General features: G+C 70.6%; 14 protein-coding genes. 5 read left to right on the top strand and 9 right to left on the bottom strand.

What is annotated here, in order from left to right:
• Positions 1–2: 2 nt before the first annotated feature.
• Positions 3–806, bottom strand: coding sequence for a nucleotidyltransferase domain-containing protein (locus tag ACFYOB_RS19870; RefSeq protein ID WP_388561135.1), 804 nt, complete (start codon positions 804–806; stop codon positions 3–5).
• Positions 807–923: 117 nt separating this feature from the next.
• Positions 924–1,598, bottom strand: a complete 675-nt coding sequence (locus ACFYOB_RS19865) for a Crp/Fnr family transcriptional regulator (RefSeq protein WP_003981529.1) — start codon at positions 1,596–1,598, stop codon at positions 924–926.
• Between the two features lie 254 nt (positions 1,599–1,852).
• Here ACFYOB_RS19865 and nth point away from each other — a divergent pair, with 254 nt between their 5' ends.
• The 3 genes from nth to ACFYOB_RS19850 all read left to right on the top strand — a co-directional run bounded on the left by nth (position 1,853) and on the right by ACFYOB_RS19850 (position 4,773).
• Complete coding sequence (gene nth, locus ACFYOB_RS19860) at positions 1,853–2,713, top strand: endonuclease III (protein WP_388561134.1); 861 nt, start codon at positions 1,853–1,855, stop codon at positions 2,711–2,713.
• A gap of 88 nt (positions 2,714–2,801) precedes the next feature.
• Complete coding sequence (locus ACFYOB_RS19855) at positions 2,802–3,557, top strand: NUDIX hydrolase (protein WP_388561133.1); 756 nt, start codon at positions 2,802–2,804, stop codon at positions 3,555–3,557.
• A 13-nt stretch (positions 3,558–3,570) separates the two neighbouring features.
• Positions 3,571–4,773 carry a MarP family serine protease gene (locus tag ACFYOB_RS19850; RefSeq protein WP_388561132.1) on the top strand — a complete coding sequence of 401 codons (1,203 nt, stop codon included), beginning with the start codon at positions 3,571–3,573 and terminating at the stop codon, positions 4,771–4,773.
• 56 nt (positions 4,774–4,829) lie between these two features.
• Here the strand turns inward: ACFYOB_RS19850 and ACFYOB_RS19845 are convergent, their stop codons facing one another.
• The 6 genes from ACFYOB_RS19845 to ACFYOB_RS19820 form a co-directional block, all read right to left on the bottom strand.
• Entirely contained in the window at positions 4,830–5,003 is a 174-nt protein-coding gene (locus tag ACFYOB_RS19845; RefSeq protein WP_388561131.1) for a hypothetical protein, read from the bottom strand.
• 93 nt (positions 5,004–5,096) lie between these two features.
• Positions 5,097–6,065 carry an alpha/beta fold hydrolase gene (locus tag ACFYOB_RS19840; RefSeq protein WP_388561130.1) on the bottom strand — a complete coding sequence of 323 codons (969 nt, stop codon included), beginning with the start codon at positions 6,063–6,065 and terminating at the stop codon, positions 5,097–5,099.
• On the bottom strand, positions 6,062–6,520 hold the full coding sequence (locus ACFYOB_RS19835; RefSeq protein ID WP_388561129.1) for a phage holin family protein: 459 nt from the start codon (positions 6,518–6,520) through the stop codon (positions 6,062–6,064). Before ACFYOB_RS19835 ends, ACFYOB_RS19840 begins: the two co-directional genes overlap by 4 nt.
• 60 nt (positions 6,521–6,580) lie before the next feature.
• Entirely contained in the window at positions 6,581–8,020 is a 1,440-nt protein-coding gene (nhaA, locus tag ACFYOB_RS19830) for a Na+/H+ antiporter NhaA (protein WP_388561436.1), read from the bottom strand.
• A 180-nt stretch (positions 8,021–8,200) separates the two neighbouring features.
• The gene (gene acs, locus ACFYOB_RS19825) at positions 8,201–10,198 is read right to left on the bottom strand and encodes an acetate--CoA ligase (protein ID WP_388561128.1); all 1,998 of its coding nucleotides are present in this window, start codon (positions 10,196–10,198) and stop codon (positions 8,201–8,203) included.
• 162 nt (positions 10,199–10,360) lie between these two features.
• On the bottom strand, positions 10,361–12,745 hold the full coding sequence (locus ACFYOB_RS19820) for a SulP family inorganic anion transporter (RefSeq protein ID WP_388561127.1): 2,385 nt from the start codon (positions 12,743–12,745) through the stop codon (positions 10,361–10,363).
• Between the two features lie 234 nt (positions 12,746–12,979).
• Between ACFYOB_RS19820 and ACFYOB_RS19815 the strand changes: the two genes are divergently transcribed.
• On the top strand, positions 12,980–14,290 hold the full coding sequence (locus tag ACFYOB_RS19815) for a hypothetical protein (RefSeq protein WP_388561126.1): 1,311 nt from the start codon (positions 12,980–12,982) through the stop codon (positions 14,288–14,290).
• On the opposite strand, the gene ACFYOB_RS19810 is transcribed toward ACFYOB_RS19815, so the two are convergent.
• Positions 14,244–15,302: an ATP-binding protein gene (locus tag ACFYOB_RS19810; RefSeq protein WP_388561125.1), complete on the bottom strand. Its 1,059-nt coding sequence runs from the start codon at positions 15,300–15,302 to the stop codon at positions 14,244–14,246. The two genes, ACFYOB_RS19815 and ACFYOB_RS19810, sit on opposite strands and share 47 nt — an antisense overlap.
• Before the next feature lie 109 nt (positions 15,303–15,411).
• On the opposite strand from ACFYOB_RS19810, the gene ACFYOB_RS19805 reads away from it, so the two are divergent.
• Entirely contained in the window at positions 15,412–16,233 is an 822-nt protein-coding gene (locus ACFYOB_RS19805; RefSeq protein WP_388561124.1) for an oxidoreductase, read from the top strand.
• The last annotated feature ends 101 nt before the right edge of the window (positions 16,234–16,334 follow it).

Here is a 16,334-nt window from a genome sequence, read left to right as displayed (position 1 = left end):
CCCTAGCCCCGAGGCGTTTTCGTACCGTGCCGGGCCGTGTACTCGTCCGCGAGCCACGGCCCGAGGTCCTCGATGTAGCCGCGCAGCACGGCCGCGTCCGCGACCGGGTCGAGCGCCACGGCGGCCGCGGCCCGCATCTGGGCGGCGCGCTGCGGGTAGTACGTGCCGAAGACTTCCGCTGACTCGGTGAGATCGCTGGTCCAGCCGCCCCACCGTGGCATGACCAGCGTGAATCCGGTGCGCACCAGGCGCCGTGCGAAGGCCCGGGCGAGGGCCCGGTACTCGTCCGGGCCGGATGCCGCCTGCGCCTTCGCCCGCCAGGTGGGCAATACCTCGGCCAGGTCGCCGTTGGTCTCCCGGGCGAGCAGGCTGTCCGGGCGGTAGCGGGGCAGGTGCTCGGCCAGGTCTGCGCCGAGCAGCGGGGTGCACAGGCAGGCGAGGAACCAGCCGAGGTCGAATCGTTCCTGCTCGCTCAGCAGGTTGTCCTTGCCGTACAGCAGGACGGGGGCGCCGTCGATCTCGGGGAAGTCCTCGTCGAGCCCCTGTGCCAGCACCTCGGCGGCGTCCCGGTCCTCGTCGGCGGGCTCGTGGTGCAGGGCGAGCAACAGGTCGAGGTCGGACCGCCCGGGCCGGGCCGTCCCGCGCGGCACGGACCCGTACAGGTACGCGCTGTGCAGCCGCCGCCCGTACGCCTCGGAGATCCGCTCGCGCGCGGCGGCGACGACCCCCTTGAACTCGGCCTGCACCTGCCCGAGCGATCCCTCCCGCTCGAAGTACCCGTACGCGTCGAGACCTCTGTGCTCCATACCTCCACTGTGCACGGTCCCCGGGCGAATCCGGCCCCGTCCGGGCAGGGGGCCGCACCCGGGAAACGCGAAGGGCCCCGCCCGAGGTACAGGCGAGGCCCTTCACGAAGCCGGGGGTCAGCGCGAACGCTTCGCGAGGCGCTCCACGTCCAGCAGGATCACCGCACGCGCCTCCAGGCGGAGCCACCCACGGCCTGCGAAGTCGGCCAGAGCCTTGTTCACGGTCTCGCGAGAGGCGCCGACGAGCTGCGCGAGCTCCTCCTGCGTGAGGTCGTGCACCACGTGGATGCCCTCCTCCGACTGCACGCCGAAGCGGCGCGACAGGTCGAGGAGCGCCCGCGCCACACGACCGGGAACGTCGGAGAAGACCAGGTCGGACATCTGGTCGTTGGTCTTGCGCAGGCGCCGCGCGACGGCGCGCAGCAGCGCGGTCGCGACCTCGGGCCGGGCGTTGAGCCAGGGCTGGAGGTCGCCGTGGCCCAGGCCGAGGAGCTTGACCTCGGTCAGGGCGGTGGCGGTGGCGGTGCGCGGGCCCGGGTCGAACAGCGACAGCTCGCCGATCAGCTCGCCGGGACCGAGGACGGCCAGCATGTTCTCGCGGCCGTCGGGGGAGGTGCGGTGGAGCTTCACCTTGCCCTCGGTCACGACATACAGCCGGTCGCCGGGATCGCCCTCGTGGAACAGGGCGTCGCCGCGTGCGAGGGTCACCTCGCCCATGGAGGCGCGGAGCTCCGCGGCCTGCTCGTCATCGAGCGCCGCGAAGAGCGGGGCGCGCCGCAGAACGTCGTCCACGAGTCTCTCTCCTATGTCGACCAGCTCAGGGGACCGGTCTCCCATTTTGCCGGACGGCTCAAACAGTGCGATCAATCACTACCTAGGATGCCGGACATACGGGCGTGCTGTGCGGTGGGAGACCAATCGGGGTGGTGTTACCTGAGGTCCGGGCGGGTGTCAGCGGCCGGCCTTAGGCTGGCCGGGTGTCCAACAAGCCGGTGAGAGCACAGGCCAAGGGGTCTGCGGGAGTGACCGCCACCCAAAATTCAGCCGTGGGCGAACAAGCCCCCTCGAAGGTGTCCGCGAAGGCCCAGCCCGCCCGTCAGGGCAAAGGTTCGGCCAAGAAACCGTCCGTGGCCAAGCCCGAATCCCGTCTGGCGATGGTCCGCCGGGCCCGCCGCATCAACCGCGAGCTGGCCGAGATCTATCCGTACGCCCATCCGGAGCTCGACTTCCGCAATCCCTTCGAGCTGCTCGTCGCGACGGTGCTGTCCGCGCAGACCACCGATCTGCGGGTGAACCAGACGACCCCGGCCCTCTTCGCCGCCTACCCCACCCCCGAGGACATGGCGGCGGCGGCTCCCGAGCACCTGGAGGAGCTGATCAAGCCGACCGGGTTCTTCCGCGCGAAGTCCCGGTCCCTGCTCGGCCTCTCGCAGGCCCTGCGGGACAACTTCGGCGGGGAGGTGCCGGGCCGGATAGAGGACCTGGTGACCCTGCCCGGCGTCGGCCGCAAGACCGCGAACGTGGTCCTCGGCAACGCCTTCGGGGTCCCGGGGATCACCGTCGACACCCACTTCGGCCGGCTCGTGCGCCGCTGGAAGTGGACCGAGCAGGAGGATCCGGAGAAGGTCGAGGCGGAGATCTGCGCGATCTTCCCGAAGAGCGAGTGGACGATGCTCTCGCACCGCGTCGTCTTCCACGGCCGCCGGATCTGCCACGCCCGCAGGCCCGCCTGCGGAGCCTGCCCGATCGCCCCGCTCTGCCCGGCGTACGGGGAGGGCGAGACCGACCCGGAGAAGGCGCGCAAGCTGCTCAAGTACGAGAAGGGCGGCCAGCCGGGGCAGCGCCTGAGCCCGCCCCCGGACTACCCGGGCCTCCCGGCCCCGCCGCTGGGCACCCCGGCGCCCTGACGGGCGACGACAGGAACGAATCGGTACCCGGACCGCGTTTGGCGGTGTGGGACACGGTGTTGACGGAGAGACGCGGACAGGGGTGCCTATGACGCGCGGTACACGGGACGAGACGACGGCGGGAGCCCGTGATGTGGGCGGGGCCCGCGATGCCGGCGAGGCAGGGGAGGGCCGCGACGCGATCGAGGTCACCACGGACGGCCTGCCCGGCTGGCTCGACCCCGTCGTCGAGGCCGTGCGCACGGTGCGCCCGACCCAGCTGAGCCGGTTCCTGCCGCCCGAGGACGGCGGGGGCCGGCAGTCCGCCGTGCTCGTCCTGTTCGGCGAAGGCCCCCGCGGGCCCGAGCTGCTGCTCATGGAGCGCGCCGGCACCCTGCGCTCGCACGCGGGCCAGCCGTCCTTCCCAGGGGGCGCCCTGGACCCCGAGGACGGCGATCCGCACACCACCGGCCCGCTGCGCGCGGCGCTGCGCGAGGCCGAGGAGGAGACCGGGCTCGACCCCTCCGGTGTCCAGCTCTTCGGGGTGCTGCCCCGCCTCTACATCCCGGTCAGCGAGTTCGTCGTGACCCCGGTCCTCGGCTGGTGGCGCGCCCCGAGCCCGGTCGGCGCCGTGGACCCGGCCGAGACGGCCCGCGTCTTCACGGTCCCGGTGGCCGATCTCACGGACCCCGGGCACCGGGTCATGACCGTCCATCCCAGCGGCCACCTGGGCCCGGGATTCACCGTCGAATCGGCTCTGGTCTGGGGTTTCACCGCCGGGGTGATCGACCGGATCCTGCATTTCGCGGGCTGGGAGCGACCGTGGGACCGCTCACGTCACGTCCCGCTCGACTGGCGCGCATGAGACGGTGGCCCACGTGAACGTGCTGGACATCCTGTTGTTGCTCGCCGCCGTATGGTTCGCGATCGTCGGCTACCGCCAGGGCTTCGTCGTCGGCATCCTGTCGGTGATCGGCTTCCTCGGCGGTGGTCTCGTCGCGATGTCCTTGATCCCGCTGGTCTGGGACCGGGTGACGGACAACGGCACCCAGGTGTCCACCACGGTCGTCGTCATCGTCGTCGTCGTGATCATCGTCTGTGCCTCGATCGGCCAGGCCCTGACCACCCACCTGGGGAGCCGGCTCCGGCGCCACATCACCTGGTCACCGGCGCGCGTGCTGGACGCGACCGGCGGTGCCCTGGTCAACGTCGTCGCGATGCTGCTGGTGGCCTGGCTGATCGGATCCGCGCTCGCCGGTACGTCACTTCCCACGCTGGGCAAGGAAGTCCGCAACTCCAAGGTGCTCCTGGGCGTGTCGCGGGTGCTGCCCGCCCAGGCGAACACCTGGTTCTCGGACTTCAGTGCGACCCTCGCGCAGAACGGCTTCCCGCAGGTCTTCAGCCCGTTCTCCAACGAGCCCATCGCCGAGGTGAAGGCGCCCGATCCGGCGCTCGCGCACAGTCCCGTCACCCAGCAGGCCAAGCGCTCGATCGTGAAGGTCGTCGGCACCGCACCCAGCTGTAGCAAGGTGCTGGAGGGCACGGGCTTCGTCTTCGCGCCCGGCAAGGTGATGACCAACGCGCATGTCGTCGGCGGAGTCGGCGAGCCGACCGTGCAGGTCGGCGGCGAGGGCAAGCTGTATGACGGCAAGGTCGTGCTCTACGACTGGGAGCGCGACATCGCCGTCCTGGACGTGCCCAAGCTGAAGGCCCCGGCGCTGGAGTTCACCGACAGGGACGCGGCGAGCAGCAGCGACGCGATCGTCGCCGGCTTCCCGGAGAACGGCGCGTACGACGTCCGCTCCGCCCGCGTCCGCGGCCGGATCAACGCCAACGGCCCGGACATCTACCACCGGGGCACCGTCCGGCGCGACGTCTACTCGCTGTACGCGACGGTCCGCCAGGGCAACTCCGGCGGTCCGCTGCTGACGCCCGACGGCAAGGTGTACGGGGTCGTCTTCGCGAAGTCTCTCGACGACCCGAACACCGGTTACGCGCTGACGGCGGACGAGATCCGCGACGACATCCGGATCGGCCGGATCGCCGAGCAGCGGGTCGACAGCCAGGGCTGCGCCCTCTGACGCGCTGAGGCCGAGGTGCGGGGCCCGGCGCCGAGTCGCGGGCCCCGCCGGTGTCTCTACGTCCGCGGATGACGCAGCCGCGCCGAGACCCACAGGGCCCGGCGGCGCAGGATGCGCGGAATCCCGAGTCGGAGGTCGTGGCCGTGGCGGCCGGCCCTCTCGTAGCTGCCCGGCGTCGCTGCCGAGCGGCGTTCGCGTGCGGTGTCACCGTAGTCGTGCGTCCAGCCCATACTCCGAGCTGTGCCCGTGCCCCAAGGTCGGTAACCCCGTCCGGGGCGGCCAATTGGCCTATGCGCCGGGCAATTGAATGCTTGTCATATCGATCAGCGGTCGGGTTCGGGGTCCTTGAGCCAGTTCACCAGCTCGGTGGAGAAGGCCAACGGGTCCTCCTCGTGCGGGAAGTGCCCGAGGCCGTCGAACAGCCGCCACCGGTACGGGGCTTCGACGTACTGGCCGGAGCCGGCCGCGCTCCGCGTGCGCATCACGGGGTCGAGCGAGCCGTGCAGGTGCAGCGTCGGCACCCGTACCGGCCGCTTCATCCGCCGGTTGAACTGGAGCCCGTCGGGCCGGGCCATGGACCGCATCATCCAGCGGTAGGGCTCGATCGAGCAGTGCGCGGTGGACGGGATGCACATCGCCCGCCGGTACACCGCGATGTCCTCGTCGGTGATGTCCTCCTGGAGCCGCGGCCCGGACCAGTCCCTGATCAGCTGCCCGACGAGCGCCCCGTCGTCGGCGACGAGCTGCCGCTCGGGCACGAACGGCCGCTGGAAGCCCCAGATGTGCGAACTCGCCCGGGTCTGACCGAAGTCCGACAGCATCGCCGAGCGCCAGCGCCGAGGATGCGGCATGGACGAGACGACGAGCCGGCGCACGAGCTTGGGCCGCATCACGGCCGCCGTCCAGGCGAGGTAGCCGCCCAGGTCGTGCCCCACGAGCGCGGCGTCCGGCTCGCCGAGGGACCGTACGACCCCGGTGATGTCGAGCGCCAGGTTGGCGGGGTCGTAGCCGCGCGGAGTGCGGTCGCTGCCGCCCACGCCGCGCAGGTCCATCGCGACCGCGCGGTACCCCGCATCGGCGAGCGCCACCATCTGGTGCCGCCAGGTCCACCAGAACTGCGGGAAGCCGTGCAGGAGCAGCACCAGCGGTCCGTCACCGAGCTCGGCGACGTGGAAGCGGGCGCCGTTGGCGGCGACGTCCCGGTGCGTCACCGCTTTCCCGCCGGGGAGATCGAGCCGTACCGCCGTGGCAGCAGTGGGGGGAGTGCTGGGGTCCGGCGAAGGCGCTGTCATGAGGACGAGCGTGCCACACCCACGGCCTTGTCACTCAACGGCCGCTCGTGGGGCTTGACGGTCACGACGAGCGCGGCGGTCTGCTTGACCGCTTCGATGGTCTTCGCCGGCGGCTTGACCTTCTTGAACTTCGCGTAGGCGACCAGCCCGACCAGGCCCGCGAGCAGCCAGAACGCGACGCCGACGATGAGGAAGGACCAGGCGAGCCCGAGCCCGAGGTTATGGATCCCGTAGGCCGCGGCGAAACTCAGTACGGGGAGGGAGAAGAGCAGGAGCACGCCCGCGACGATCGCCGCGCCGCTGCCGATGCCCGCGCGCTTGACGTCCTGCTTGATCTCGACCTTGGCGAGGGCGATCTCGTCGTGCACCAGGGCGGACATCTCGGCGGTGGCCGAGGCGACCAGCTGGCCGAGCGTGCGCTCGGCTCCTTGCGCCCCTTGGTCCACTGCGCTCATCGCTCTCTCCCTCTGTCGTCAGTTGCCGGCGGCTGTCCTGCGCCGTCGGTCCCAGTCAGATCATGCCGGACCGTCGCCCTCGATGCTGGACCCGGCCGCCGCTTCGGCCTTGCGGCGGTGCTCCGCGGCCTTCTCGTCGTAGATCTTCGCCATCCGCAGGTGGTATGCGGGGTTGTGCTCCTCGTAGATGTCCGGGATGCCGTCGCGGTCCTCGTCGCGCTCCTCGGCCTCGGTGAGCGCCCGGTACTTGCGGTCGCGGAGCTTGAGCAGGACGCAGGCGACGATCGCGGCGATGAGGGAACCGATCAGGACGGCGGCCTTGATCTCGTACATGAGGGTCCGGTCGTCTGCGAAGGCGAGTTCGCCGATCAGCAGCGAGACCGTGAATCCGATGCCGGCGACCGAGGCGACGGCGAGCACGTCCGGCCAGGCGAGGTCCTCGTTCAGCTCCGCCTTGGTGAAGCGAGCCGCCAGCCAGGTGCCGCCGAAGATGCCGACGGTCTTGCCGACGACCAGGCCGAGGACGACGCCGAGGGTCTCCGGCCGGGTGAAGACCTGGGCGATGGCCTCGTCGGAGAGCGAGACTCCGGCCGAGAAGAGCGCGAAGAGCGGTACGGCGAGCCCGGCCGAGACGGGCCGTACGAGGTGCTCGATGTGCTCGCCGGGGGACTGCTCCTCGCCCTCCTTGCGGTGACAGCGCAGCATCAGGCCCATGGCGACACCGGCGATGGTGGCGTGGACCCCGCTGTTGTACATGAGGCCCCAGATGACCAGGGCGAGCGGGACGTAGACGTACCAGCCGCGGACACCTCGGCGCAGCAGGAACCAGAACAGCGCGAGGCCCACGACGGCGCCACCGAGGGCCGGGAAGTTGATGTCGCTGGTGAAGAACACCGCGATGATGATGATCGCGAAGAGGTCGTCGACGACGGCCAGGGTCAGCAGGAAGGCGCGCAGGGCGGAGGGCAGCGAGGTGCCGATGACCGCGAGGACGGCGAGCGCGAAGGCGATGTCGGTTGCGGTCGGGACCGCCCAGCCGGCCAGTGAGCCGTCGCCGAGCACGTTGACGAGGGCGTAGACCAGCGCCGGGGCGGCCATGCCGCAGACGGCGGCGATGACCGGGAGGGCGGCGGCCTTGCGGTCGCGCAGATCGCCCGCGACCAGCTCGCGTTTGAGCTCGATGCCGGCGACGAAGAAGAAGATGGCGAGCAGGCCGTCGGCCGCCCAGTGCTGTACGGACAGGTCCAGGCCGATGGCGGCGGGGCCGATGTGGAAGTCGCTGACGGTCTGGTAGCTGGCCGCAAGGGGAGGGGTGTTCGCCCAGACCAGGGCGCAGATCGTGGCCACGAGCAGCAGCACACCGCCGACGGTCTCGGCGCGCAGGGCATCGGCCACGAAGCGGCGCTCGGGCAGCGAGAGCCGGCCGAGGAACTTGCGGCGCTGGGGTTCGGTCGAGTTGGGCGTGGCCACGGAAGGGGACCTCCGGTTGGTCGACGGCATGACGAATGCAGTTGCCGACCAGACTTCCCGGCTCACCCTGTGGACTTTCTTGACGCTTTCAATATTTTACAGGGTGTAGCCAAGGGTGTATCGGGCGATCATCACTTTATGCGCGAAAAGGGCGTCCGGCGCGTTGCGCACCGGACGCCCTTCCGAGCCCGATCGGCCCGTCGGCCCGCGTCAGTCCTCGCTGGAGGCGGCCGGCAGCTTGGACTGGATCAGGTCCATGACCGAGGAGTCGGCGAGCGTGGTGACGTCCCCGACCGCGCGGTTCTCCGCGACGTCGCGCAGCAGACGGCGCATGATCTTGCCCGAGCGGGTCTTCGGCAGCTCCTGGACCGGCAGGATCCGCTTCGGCTTGGCGATCGGGCCGAGCGTGGCGCTCACGTGGTTGCGCAGGTCCGCGACCAGGTTCTCGGTCTCGGAGGCGCTGCCGCGCAGGATGACGAAGGCCACGATGGCCTGGCCGGTGGTCTCGTCGTTCGCGCCGACCACGGCCGCCTCGGCGACCGAGGGGTGGGAGACGAGCGCCGACTCGACCTCGGTGGTCGAGATGTTGTGCCCGGACACCAGCATCACGTCGTCCACCCGGCCCAGCAGCCAGATGTCGCCGTCCTCGTCCTTCTTGGCGCCGTCGCCGGCGAAGTACTTGCCCTCGAAGCGCGACCAGTAGGTGTCGATGAACCGCTGGTCGTCGCCCCAGATGGTGCGCAGCATCGAGGGCCACGGCTCGGTGAGGACGAGGTAGCCGCCTCCGCCGTTGGGGACCTCGTTCGCCTCGTCGTCCACGACGGTGGCGCAGATGCCCGGCAGCGCACGCTGTGCCGAGCCCGGCTTGGCCTCCGTGACGCCCGGCAGCGGGGAGATCATCATCGCGCCGGTCTCGGTCTGCCACCAGGTGTCCACGATCGGGCAGCGGTCGCCGCCGATGTGCTTGCGGTACCAGATCCAGGCCTCGGGGTTGATCGGCTCGCCGACCGAGCCCAGCACGCGCAGGCTCGACAGGTCGAACTTCGCGGGGATGTCGTCGCCCCACTTCATGAAGGTACGGATGGCCGTGGGCGCCGTGTAGAGGATGGTGACGCCGTACTTCTGCACGACCTCCCAGAACCGGCCCTGGTGCGGGGTGTCCGGGGTGCCCTCGTACATCACCTGGGTGGCGCCGTTCGCGAGCGGCCCGTAGACGATGTACGAGTGCCCGGTCACCCAGCCGATGTCGGCGGTGCACCAGTAGACGTCGGTCTCCGGCTTCAGGTCGAAGACCGCGTGGTGGGTGTACGCGGCCTGCGTGAGGTAGCCGCCCGAGGTGTGCAGGATGCCCTTCGGCTTACCCGTGGTCCCCGAGGTGTAGAGGATGAACAGCGGGTGCTCGGCGTCGAAGGCCTGCGGCGTGTGCTCGGCGGACTGGCGGCCGACCACGTCGTGCCACCAGACGTCGCGGCCCTCGGTGAAGGCGGTGTCCTGGCCGGTGCGCCGTACGACGAGCACGCGCTCGACCTGCGGACACTTGCCGACGGCCTCGTCGATGGCGGGCTTCAGGGCGCTGGGCTTGCCGCGGCGGTAGCCGCCGTCGGCGGTGATGACCAGCTTGGCGTCGGCGTCCTGGATGCGGGAGGCGACGGCGTCGGCGGAGAAACCGCCGAAGACCACGGAGTGCGCGGCGCCGATGCGGGCGCACGCGAGCATCGCGACGACCGCCTCGGGGATCATCGGCAGGTAGACGGCGACGCGGTCGCCGGCCTGGACGCCCAGCTCGGTCAGGGCGTTCGCGGCCCTGGAGACCTCGTCCTTGAGCTCGGCGTAGGTGATCGCACGGCTGTCGCCGGGCTCGCCCTCGAAGTGGATGGCGACGCGGTCGCCGTTGCCGGCCTCCACGTGCCGGTCCACGCAGTTGTACGCGACGTTCAGCTTGCCGTCCGCGAACCACTTCGCGAAGGGCGGGTTCGTCCAGTCGAGCGTCTCGGTCGGCTCCGTGGCCCAGGTCAGCCGCCGGGCCTGCTCGGCCCAGAAGCCCAGCCGGTCCGCGTCGGCCTGTGTGTACGCAGCCTGTGTCACATTGGCAGCGGCGGCCAGATCGGCAGGCGGTGCGAACCGCCGCTCCTCCTTGAGCAGATTGGCCAGGCTTTCATTGCTCACGACATCTCCCTTTCCCAGGGTGTCCGTTGTGTCCCCGGGCATAGCTCATCAGTCAGCGGCCCAGGTGACAAGGGGTAGCCGGAAATTGGTTTAGACCTATAGCACGTTCGGACCCATGCGACGGCCCCTTCCCGCTGCAGGGCACGGGAAGGGGCCACACGATTGCACGGAGGGGTGAGGCTATCGGTTCATCAACGCTGAGGTTCAGGCGTGCTGTCCGACGGTGGCGAAGACCCGGCAGTCGAAGAAGTCCTCGCCTTCGGACAGCAGGTAGGCCTGTGCCTCGCCCACGTGGAAGTACATCCCGTGCAGCTCCAGCGTGCCCTCGGCGAGCCGCCTCGCCACCGATTCGTGGGCCCGCAGGTGCTCCAGCTGCTGCACCACGTTGGTCAGGCACAGCTGCTCCACGGCGTCGGCCGGGAGCCGGCCCGAGATCCGGGCCCAGGCGTGGTGACGGCTGGCCATCCGCTCAAGGCTGGGCAGCCCGTGCCGCAGCCAGCGGCGCAGCGGGGTGATCGGGGCCCCGGGGGTGGAGTTGAGGAGCGCCTGCATGGCCCCGCAGCCCGAGTGGCCGCACACCGTGATGCTGTCCACCTTGAGAACGTCCACCGCGTATTCGATGGCGGCCGCGACCGAGTCGTCGGTGGACTCGGCGCCCGGCAGCGGGACCAGGTTGCCGACGTTGCGGACCGTGAACAGGTCGCCCGGTCCGCTGGCCGTGATCATGCTGGTCACCAGGCGGGAGTCGGCGCAGGTGAGGAAGAGCTGGGAGGGCCGCTGCCCCTCGCGGGCCAGCCGGGCCAGCTCGTCCCGTACGTGGGGCGCGGTGTCGCGCTGGAAGGCGCTGATCCCGTTGGCCAGCTGACCGGCGCCGCGCCGGCGGGGGGCCAATGCCGGGGCGGCCGCGGCCGCCGCTGACGTGGGAGCCCCCGCCGCGACAGAGCCGTCCGTGACCGTGGCCTCCGCCGTGTCCGTACGGGTGTCCATGGCGCGGTGGTCGCAGTGGTTCTGCCACGGCGTCCAGGGGCGGCAGCACTGGTGGCCCCCGCGTTGTGGTGCGCGCCGGGCCGGGTCGAAGAAGTGCGCCCCGTCGGTGCGGCGGCCGGTGACCTCCACCGATCCGCCGTGGGCGCGATGGGAGTCCTGCCAGTCCTGCAGCGTCTCGTAGGCCGCGTGGTCCATGAACGAGCCGTCCAGCTCGATCACGGCGCGCCCGTCGTGCGGGATCTGGTTCAGTACCCGGGTCAGCCGCGGCACGGCGAGGAAGGTCAACTGGCCGCGCGCCCACACCCGGTGGACCCCGGTCTCCAGCTGCTCCACCGTGATCCGGGTCTTTGCCAGCCGGTGGAGGGCGAGCGCGACCGCCACTGCGATGCCGATGGCCACGCCCTCCAGGACCCCGCCGAGGACCACTCCCACGATGGTCGTGCCGTAGACCACGGCCTCGCGGTGCCGGGTGACGGTACGCAGGTGCGTGGCGCTCACCATCCGCACTCCGACCGCCATCACCAGTGCTGCCAGCGCGGCCAGCGGGATCAGGTCGAGGGCGGGGACGAGCAAGCCAGCTGCGAGCAGCACCCAGAGGCCGTGCAGCATGACCGAGCGCCGGCTGACGGCTCCGGACTTGACGTTGGCCACGCTGCGCATGGCCCCGCCCGCGACGGGCAGCCCGCCCAGCGCACCGGAGACGATGTTCGCCGCGCCCTGTCCCCGCAGTTCCCGGTTGAGGTCGGCGCGCGGCGGGCGGTTGCCCGTACCGCGCTCGGAGGCGATCAGCTTGTCGGTCGCGACAGCGGAGAGCAGGGACTCGACGCTGCCGACCAGGGTGACGGTCAGCACGGCGGCGATGATGCCGAGAACAGGGCCCTCGGGGAGCTCGGGCAGGGCGTGGCTGCGCCAGGAGGGCAGGTCCACCCGGGGCAGGCTGAGGCCGGTCAGGGCGGCGAAAGCGGTGGCCGTCGCCACGGCGGCGAGCGCCGCCGGCACCTTGCGCAGGGCTTGGCCGGTCCGCCCGGGCAGCTTCGGCCAGGTGAACAGGACGAGAAGCGTCAGCACGCTCACACCGAGCGCGACCGGGTGCAGATCGGCCAACTGATCCGGTAGGGCGAGGACGTTGGCGACGGCGGAGCTCTGCGGCGTGCCACCGAGCACGATGTGCAGCTGGGCCAGCGCGATGGTCACGCCGATGCCGGCGAGCATGCCGTGCACGATGGCCGGGCTGACCATGAGCGCCGACCGGGCGGTGCGCAGCAGGGCGAGGCCGAGCTGGCAGACGCCGGCGAGCACGGTGACGGCGCAGGTGGTACGCCACCCGTAGTGCTGGATCAATTCGGCGCTGACGACCGTGAGTCCGGCCGCGGGTCCGCTCACCTGGAGCGGGGCTCCGCCGAGCCGTCCGGCGACGATCCCGCCGACGGCCGCGGCGACCAGCCCGGCCTGGAGCGGGGCGCCGGTGGCCAGGGCGATGCCGAGGGAGAACGGCAGGGCGATCAGGAAGACCGCGATGGAGGCGGAGAGGTCCGCGGGAAGGTCCTTGCGGCTCTCCCGGCGGATCCTTTTGTTCGTCGGTGTGGGGGAGGTGGCTGTCATAAGGTCCCGTCTCCTCTGAGGGAGGGATGAAGCGGCGGGAGTCTCAACACTCGGTAAATGGATGGTAATGGAGAGTAAAGAGCGATGGTAGGTAATAGGGGCAAATGGCCTATGAATTAACCCTCCAGGGTGATTAATCATTTTGTACGGCTTGTCACATCTTCCTCATATCGGATCGCGTGGGACGTTGCGGCGCGGAAGTCCTGCGATGAACTGCGAGGGAGAGGTGGGCGGATGATCGCCGCCACGAAGAAGATCGCCGGCGGCCTGGCCGCCACGGCCCTGGTCCTGGGAGCCGCCGGGTGCGGCTCCTCGGAACCCGCCAAGTCCCCGGCGCCGGGAAGCCAGAACGCCCGCAAGGGCGCCGCCGCCCCCGAGGCACCCGGCAGCGTCAACCGGCCCATCGGCGACGGTTCGACCGCGTACACGGGCACGCAGCCGAACGTGCAGAAGGCGCAGAAGCTGAAGCCCGGCGAAAAGCCGCCGCAGTTCGTCGTGTTCTCGTGGGACGGGGCCGGCGAGGACAGCCAGAAGCTCTTCTCGCACTTCCGCGAGGTCGGCAAGAAGTACAACGCCCGGATGACGTACTTCCTCAGCGGCGTGTACATGCTCCCGGAGGAGAAGCGTTCCCTCTACACGGCCCCGCAGCACGAGTCCGGCCGCTCCGACATCGGCTTCGGCGACCTCCAGGGCATCAAGGACACCGCCACCCAGGTCCGCGGGGCCTGGCTGGAGGGCAACGAGATCGGTACCCACTTCAACGGCCACTTCTGCGGTCCCGACGGCGGCGTCGGCACGTGGTCCGTGGACGAGTGGAAGAGCGAGATCAACCAGGCCAAGTCGTTCGTCAAGAACTGGAAGACCAACGCGGGCCTGAAGGACATGCAGGCGCTCCCGTTCGACTACGACAAGGAGCTCATCGGGGCCCGTACCCCCTGCCTCGAAGGCCAGAAGAACTTCATGCTGGCAGCGAAGGACATGGGCTTCCGCTACGACTCCAGCGGCATCAGCAAGCAGCTCTGGCCCAAGAAGACGGACGGGCTCTGGGACATCCCGCTGCAACTGGTGCCCGTGCCGGGCCGCGCTTTCGAGACCCTGAGCATGGACTACAACTTCATGACGAACCAGTCCGGGACGACCTCCCAGGGCGACCCCTCGCAGCACGCGTACTGGGGCGACCAGATGCGCGACGGCCTGCGCCAGGCCTTCGACCGGGCCTACGAGGGCAACCGCGCACCGCTGATCATCGGCAACCACTTCGAGTCCTGGAACGGCGGCACCTACATGCGCGCCGTCGAGGAGTCCATCAAGGGCATGTGCACCCAGAAGGAGGTCCGCTGCGTTCCGTTCCGCGAGCTGGTGGACTGGCTGGACGCCCAGGACCCCAAGACCCTGGAGTGGATGCGCACCCTCGACGTCGGCGAGACGCCGAAGGCCGGCTGGACGAAGTTCCTGACCGCGGGGCCGCCGGCCGCACCTCCGACGGCCCCCGCCGGGGTCAAGCCGGCTGCGGAGCCGGCTGATGCCGGTGCGGACCAGGGCTGACGAGAGCGTCCGGATCGGCCGTCTCCCCGCCCCGTTCGGTACACCCGAGGCCCTCGTGCAGGACGAACTCGGGGTCGACCTGGTCCGCCAGGTCGGCCCCGGTCTTGGCGTTGCCCCAGCTCTCCGCGTTCTTGAGGTGGAACCGCACCATCTGCTCGGTGTACCGCTCCCAGTCGCGGTGCGCGTACGAGTCGTCGGCCGTGTCCTGGAGGACCTGGAGGGCGAGCCTGTTGGTCGCCTCCAGCAGCTCGAAGGAGGCCGGCCGGCCCTTCTCCATCGCCCGTACCCAGTCGGAGTGCCCGACGGTGACCAGTAGGTCCTCGCCCACCTCGTCCTGGAGGAACTCGATGTCCTCCGGGCCCTGCACCTTGTTGCCGATGACCTTGAGCGAGACCCCGAAGTCCCGCGCGTACTCCTTGTACTGGCGGTAGACGGAGACGCCCTTGCGGGTCGGCTCGGCGACCAGGAACGTCATGTCGAAGCGGGTGAACATGCCCGAGGCGAAGGAGTCCGATCCGGCGGTCATGTCGACGACGACGTACTCGTCGGGTCCGTCGACGAGGTGGTTCAGGCACAGCTCGACGGCCCCGACCTTGGAGTGGTAGCAGGCCACGCCCAGATCGGCCTCGGTGAACGGCCCGGTAGCCATGAGCCGTACGGGCTCCCCGTCGAGCAGGAGCGTGCGCGCGCAGGCCTCGTACACCGGGTTGTCCTCGGTGACCCGCAGCAGGCGCGAGCCCCGGCCGGGCGGGGTCGTCTTGATCATCGTGTCGGCGGACGTGATGCGCGGGTTGGAGCCCCGCAGGTACTCCTTGATCAGGGGCAGGTGCGCGCCGAGGGCGGGCATTGCGGAGGTCGCGCCGTCGTCGAGTCCGAGCGCGGCGCCCAGGTGCTGGTTGATGTCGGCGTCCACCGCGACGACGGGGACCTCATTGGCGGCGAGGTGGCGGATGAAGAGGGAGGACAGCGTCGTCTTGCCGCTGCCGCCCTTTCCCACGAAAGCGATCTTCATGTTCACCAAGCGTAGCGGGTTGACCGCATTGCGTTGTCAAGGTGAGTGAAGAAGACCACTCCAAGGAGGGGTCGGTGCTACGGGGGCGCAGTGCGTAGGCTCCCTACTTATGAGTAGCGCTTCTGACCCGTTGGCCGCCCTGTCCGGGCTGCCGGGTGTCGCCGATTCCGTGGATTCCGTACGCAAGGCCGTGGACCGGGTCTACGGGCACCGGGTGATGCGCCGCCGCAGCGGCGAGATCACCTCGGAGGCCGCGCTGCGCGGCGCCCGCGGGAGCGCGGCGCTGTCCGGTGCGGACTGGGCGTTGGAGGAGGTGCGCCGCCGGACCGACTTCGGGTCGGAGCCGGAGGCGCTGACGGTGGGCGCCGCGCTGCGGCTCACCGCCGAGGCCGGCCAGCTGCTGAGCATCTGGCGCCAGTCGCCGCTACGGGTGCTGGCGCGGCTCCACCTCGTGGCGTCGGGGTCGACGGCGGACGGGGACGTGGTGGGCCGTCCGCGGCTGGCGGGCGAGCCGGTGGACGAGCCGCTGGTCGAACTCCCGCTGCCGAGCGCCGAGGAGGTCGCCGGCCGACTGGACGGACTCTCCCGCCTGATCATCGCTGGCGGCTCCGCCCCGGCGCTGATCACGGCGGCGGTGGTGCACGGTGAACTGCTGGCCCTGCGCCCCTTCGCCACGTACAACGGTCTGGTCGCGCGGGCGGCCGAGCGCATCGTCCTGATCAACAGCGGGTTGGACCCGAAGGCGATCTGCCCGGCGGAGGTCGGCCACGCGGAGCAGGGCCCGGAGGCCTATCTGGCCGCCTTCGAGGGGTACGTCTCCGGTACCCCGGAGGGGATGGCCGCCTGGATCGCCCACTGCGGCCGCGCGATCGAGCTCGGGGTGCGCGAGTCGACGGCGGTGTGCGAGGCGCTGCAGCGCGGCGCGGCCTGAGATTTTCCGGCCGGAACCGGCCGGATCCGGTGCTGGATCCGGCGAACAGGGCCGGACATGGGTTGCGGCGACACCGTCTTGCTTTGGTGTCGCCGCTGGCA

Source organism: Streptomyces sp. NPDC006463 (genome assembly GCF_042870715.1).
Lineage (GTDB): Bacteria > Actinomycetota > Actinomycetes > Streptomycetales > Streptomycetaceae > Streptomyces.
The sequence above is the reverse complement of the archived record's forward strand: the minus strand, read 5'-3'. Positions and strand labels throughout refer to the sequence as shown.

Excerpts from the sequence above, each read along its gene's own strand:
- ACFYOB_RS19845 (WP_388561131.1), bottom strand. The coding sequence starts at position 5,003 with ATGGGCTGGACGCACGACTACGGTGACACCGCACGCGAACGCCGCTCG.
- ACFYOB_RS19820 (WP_388561127.1), bottom strand. The coding sequence starts at position 12,745 with ATGACAGCCACCTCCCCCACACCGACGAACAAAAGGATCCGCCGGGAG.
- ACFYOB_RS19835 (WP_388561129.1), bottom strand. The coding sequence starts at position 6,520 with ATGAGCGCAGTGGACCAAGGGGCGCAAGGAGCCGAGCGCACGCTCGGC.
- ACFYOB_RS19810 (WP_388561125.1), bottom strand. The coding sequence starts at position 15,302 with ATGAAGATCGCTTTCGTGGGAAAGGGCGGCAGCGGCAAGACGACGCTG.
- ACFYOB_RS19855 (WP_388561133.1), top strand. The coding sequence starts at position 2,802 with ATGACGCGCGGTACACGGGACGAGACGACGGCGGGAGCCCGTGATGTG.
- acs (WP_388561128.1), bottom strand. The coding sequence starts at position 10,198 with ATGCCCGGGGACACAACGGACACCCTGGGAAAGGGAGATGTCGTGAGC.
- ACFYOB_RS19870 (WP_388561135.1), bottom strand. The coding sequence starts at position 806 with ATGGAGCACAGAGGTCTCGACGCGTACGGGTACTTCGAGCGGGAGGGA.
- nhaA (WP_388561436.1), bottom strand. The coding sequence starts at position 8,020 with ATGCCGTCGACCAACCGGAGGTCCCCTTCCGTGGCCACGCCCAACTCG.
- ACFYOB_RS19815 (WP_388561126.1), top strand. The coding sequence starts at position 12,980 with ATGATCGCCGCCACGAAGAAGATCGCCGGCGGCCTGGCCGCCACGGCC.
- ACFYOB_RS19805 (WP_388561124.1), top strand. The coding sequence starts at position 15,412 with ATGAGTAGCGCTTCTGACCCGTTGGCCGCCCTGTCCGGGCTGCCGGGT.
- ACFYOB_RS19840 (WP_388561130.1), bottom strand. The coding sequence starts at position 6,065 with ATGACAGCGCCTTCGCCGGACCCCAGCACTCCCCCCACTGCTGCCACG.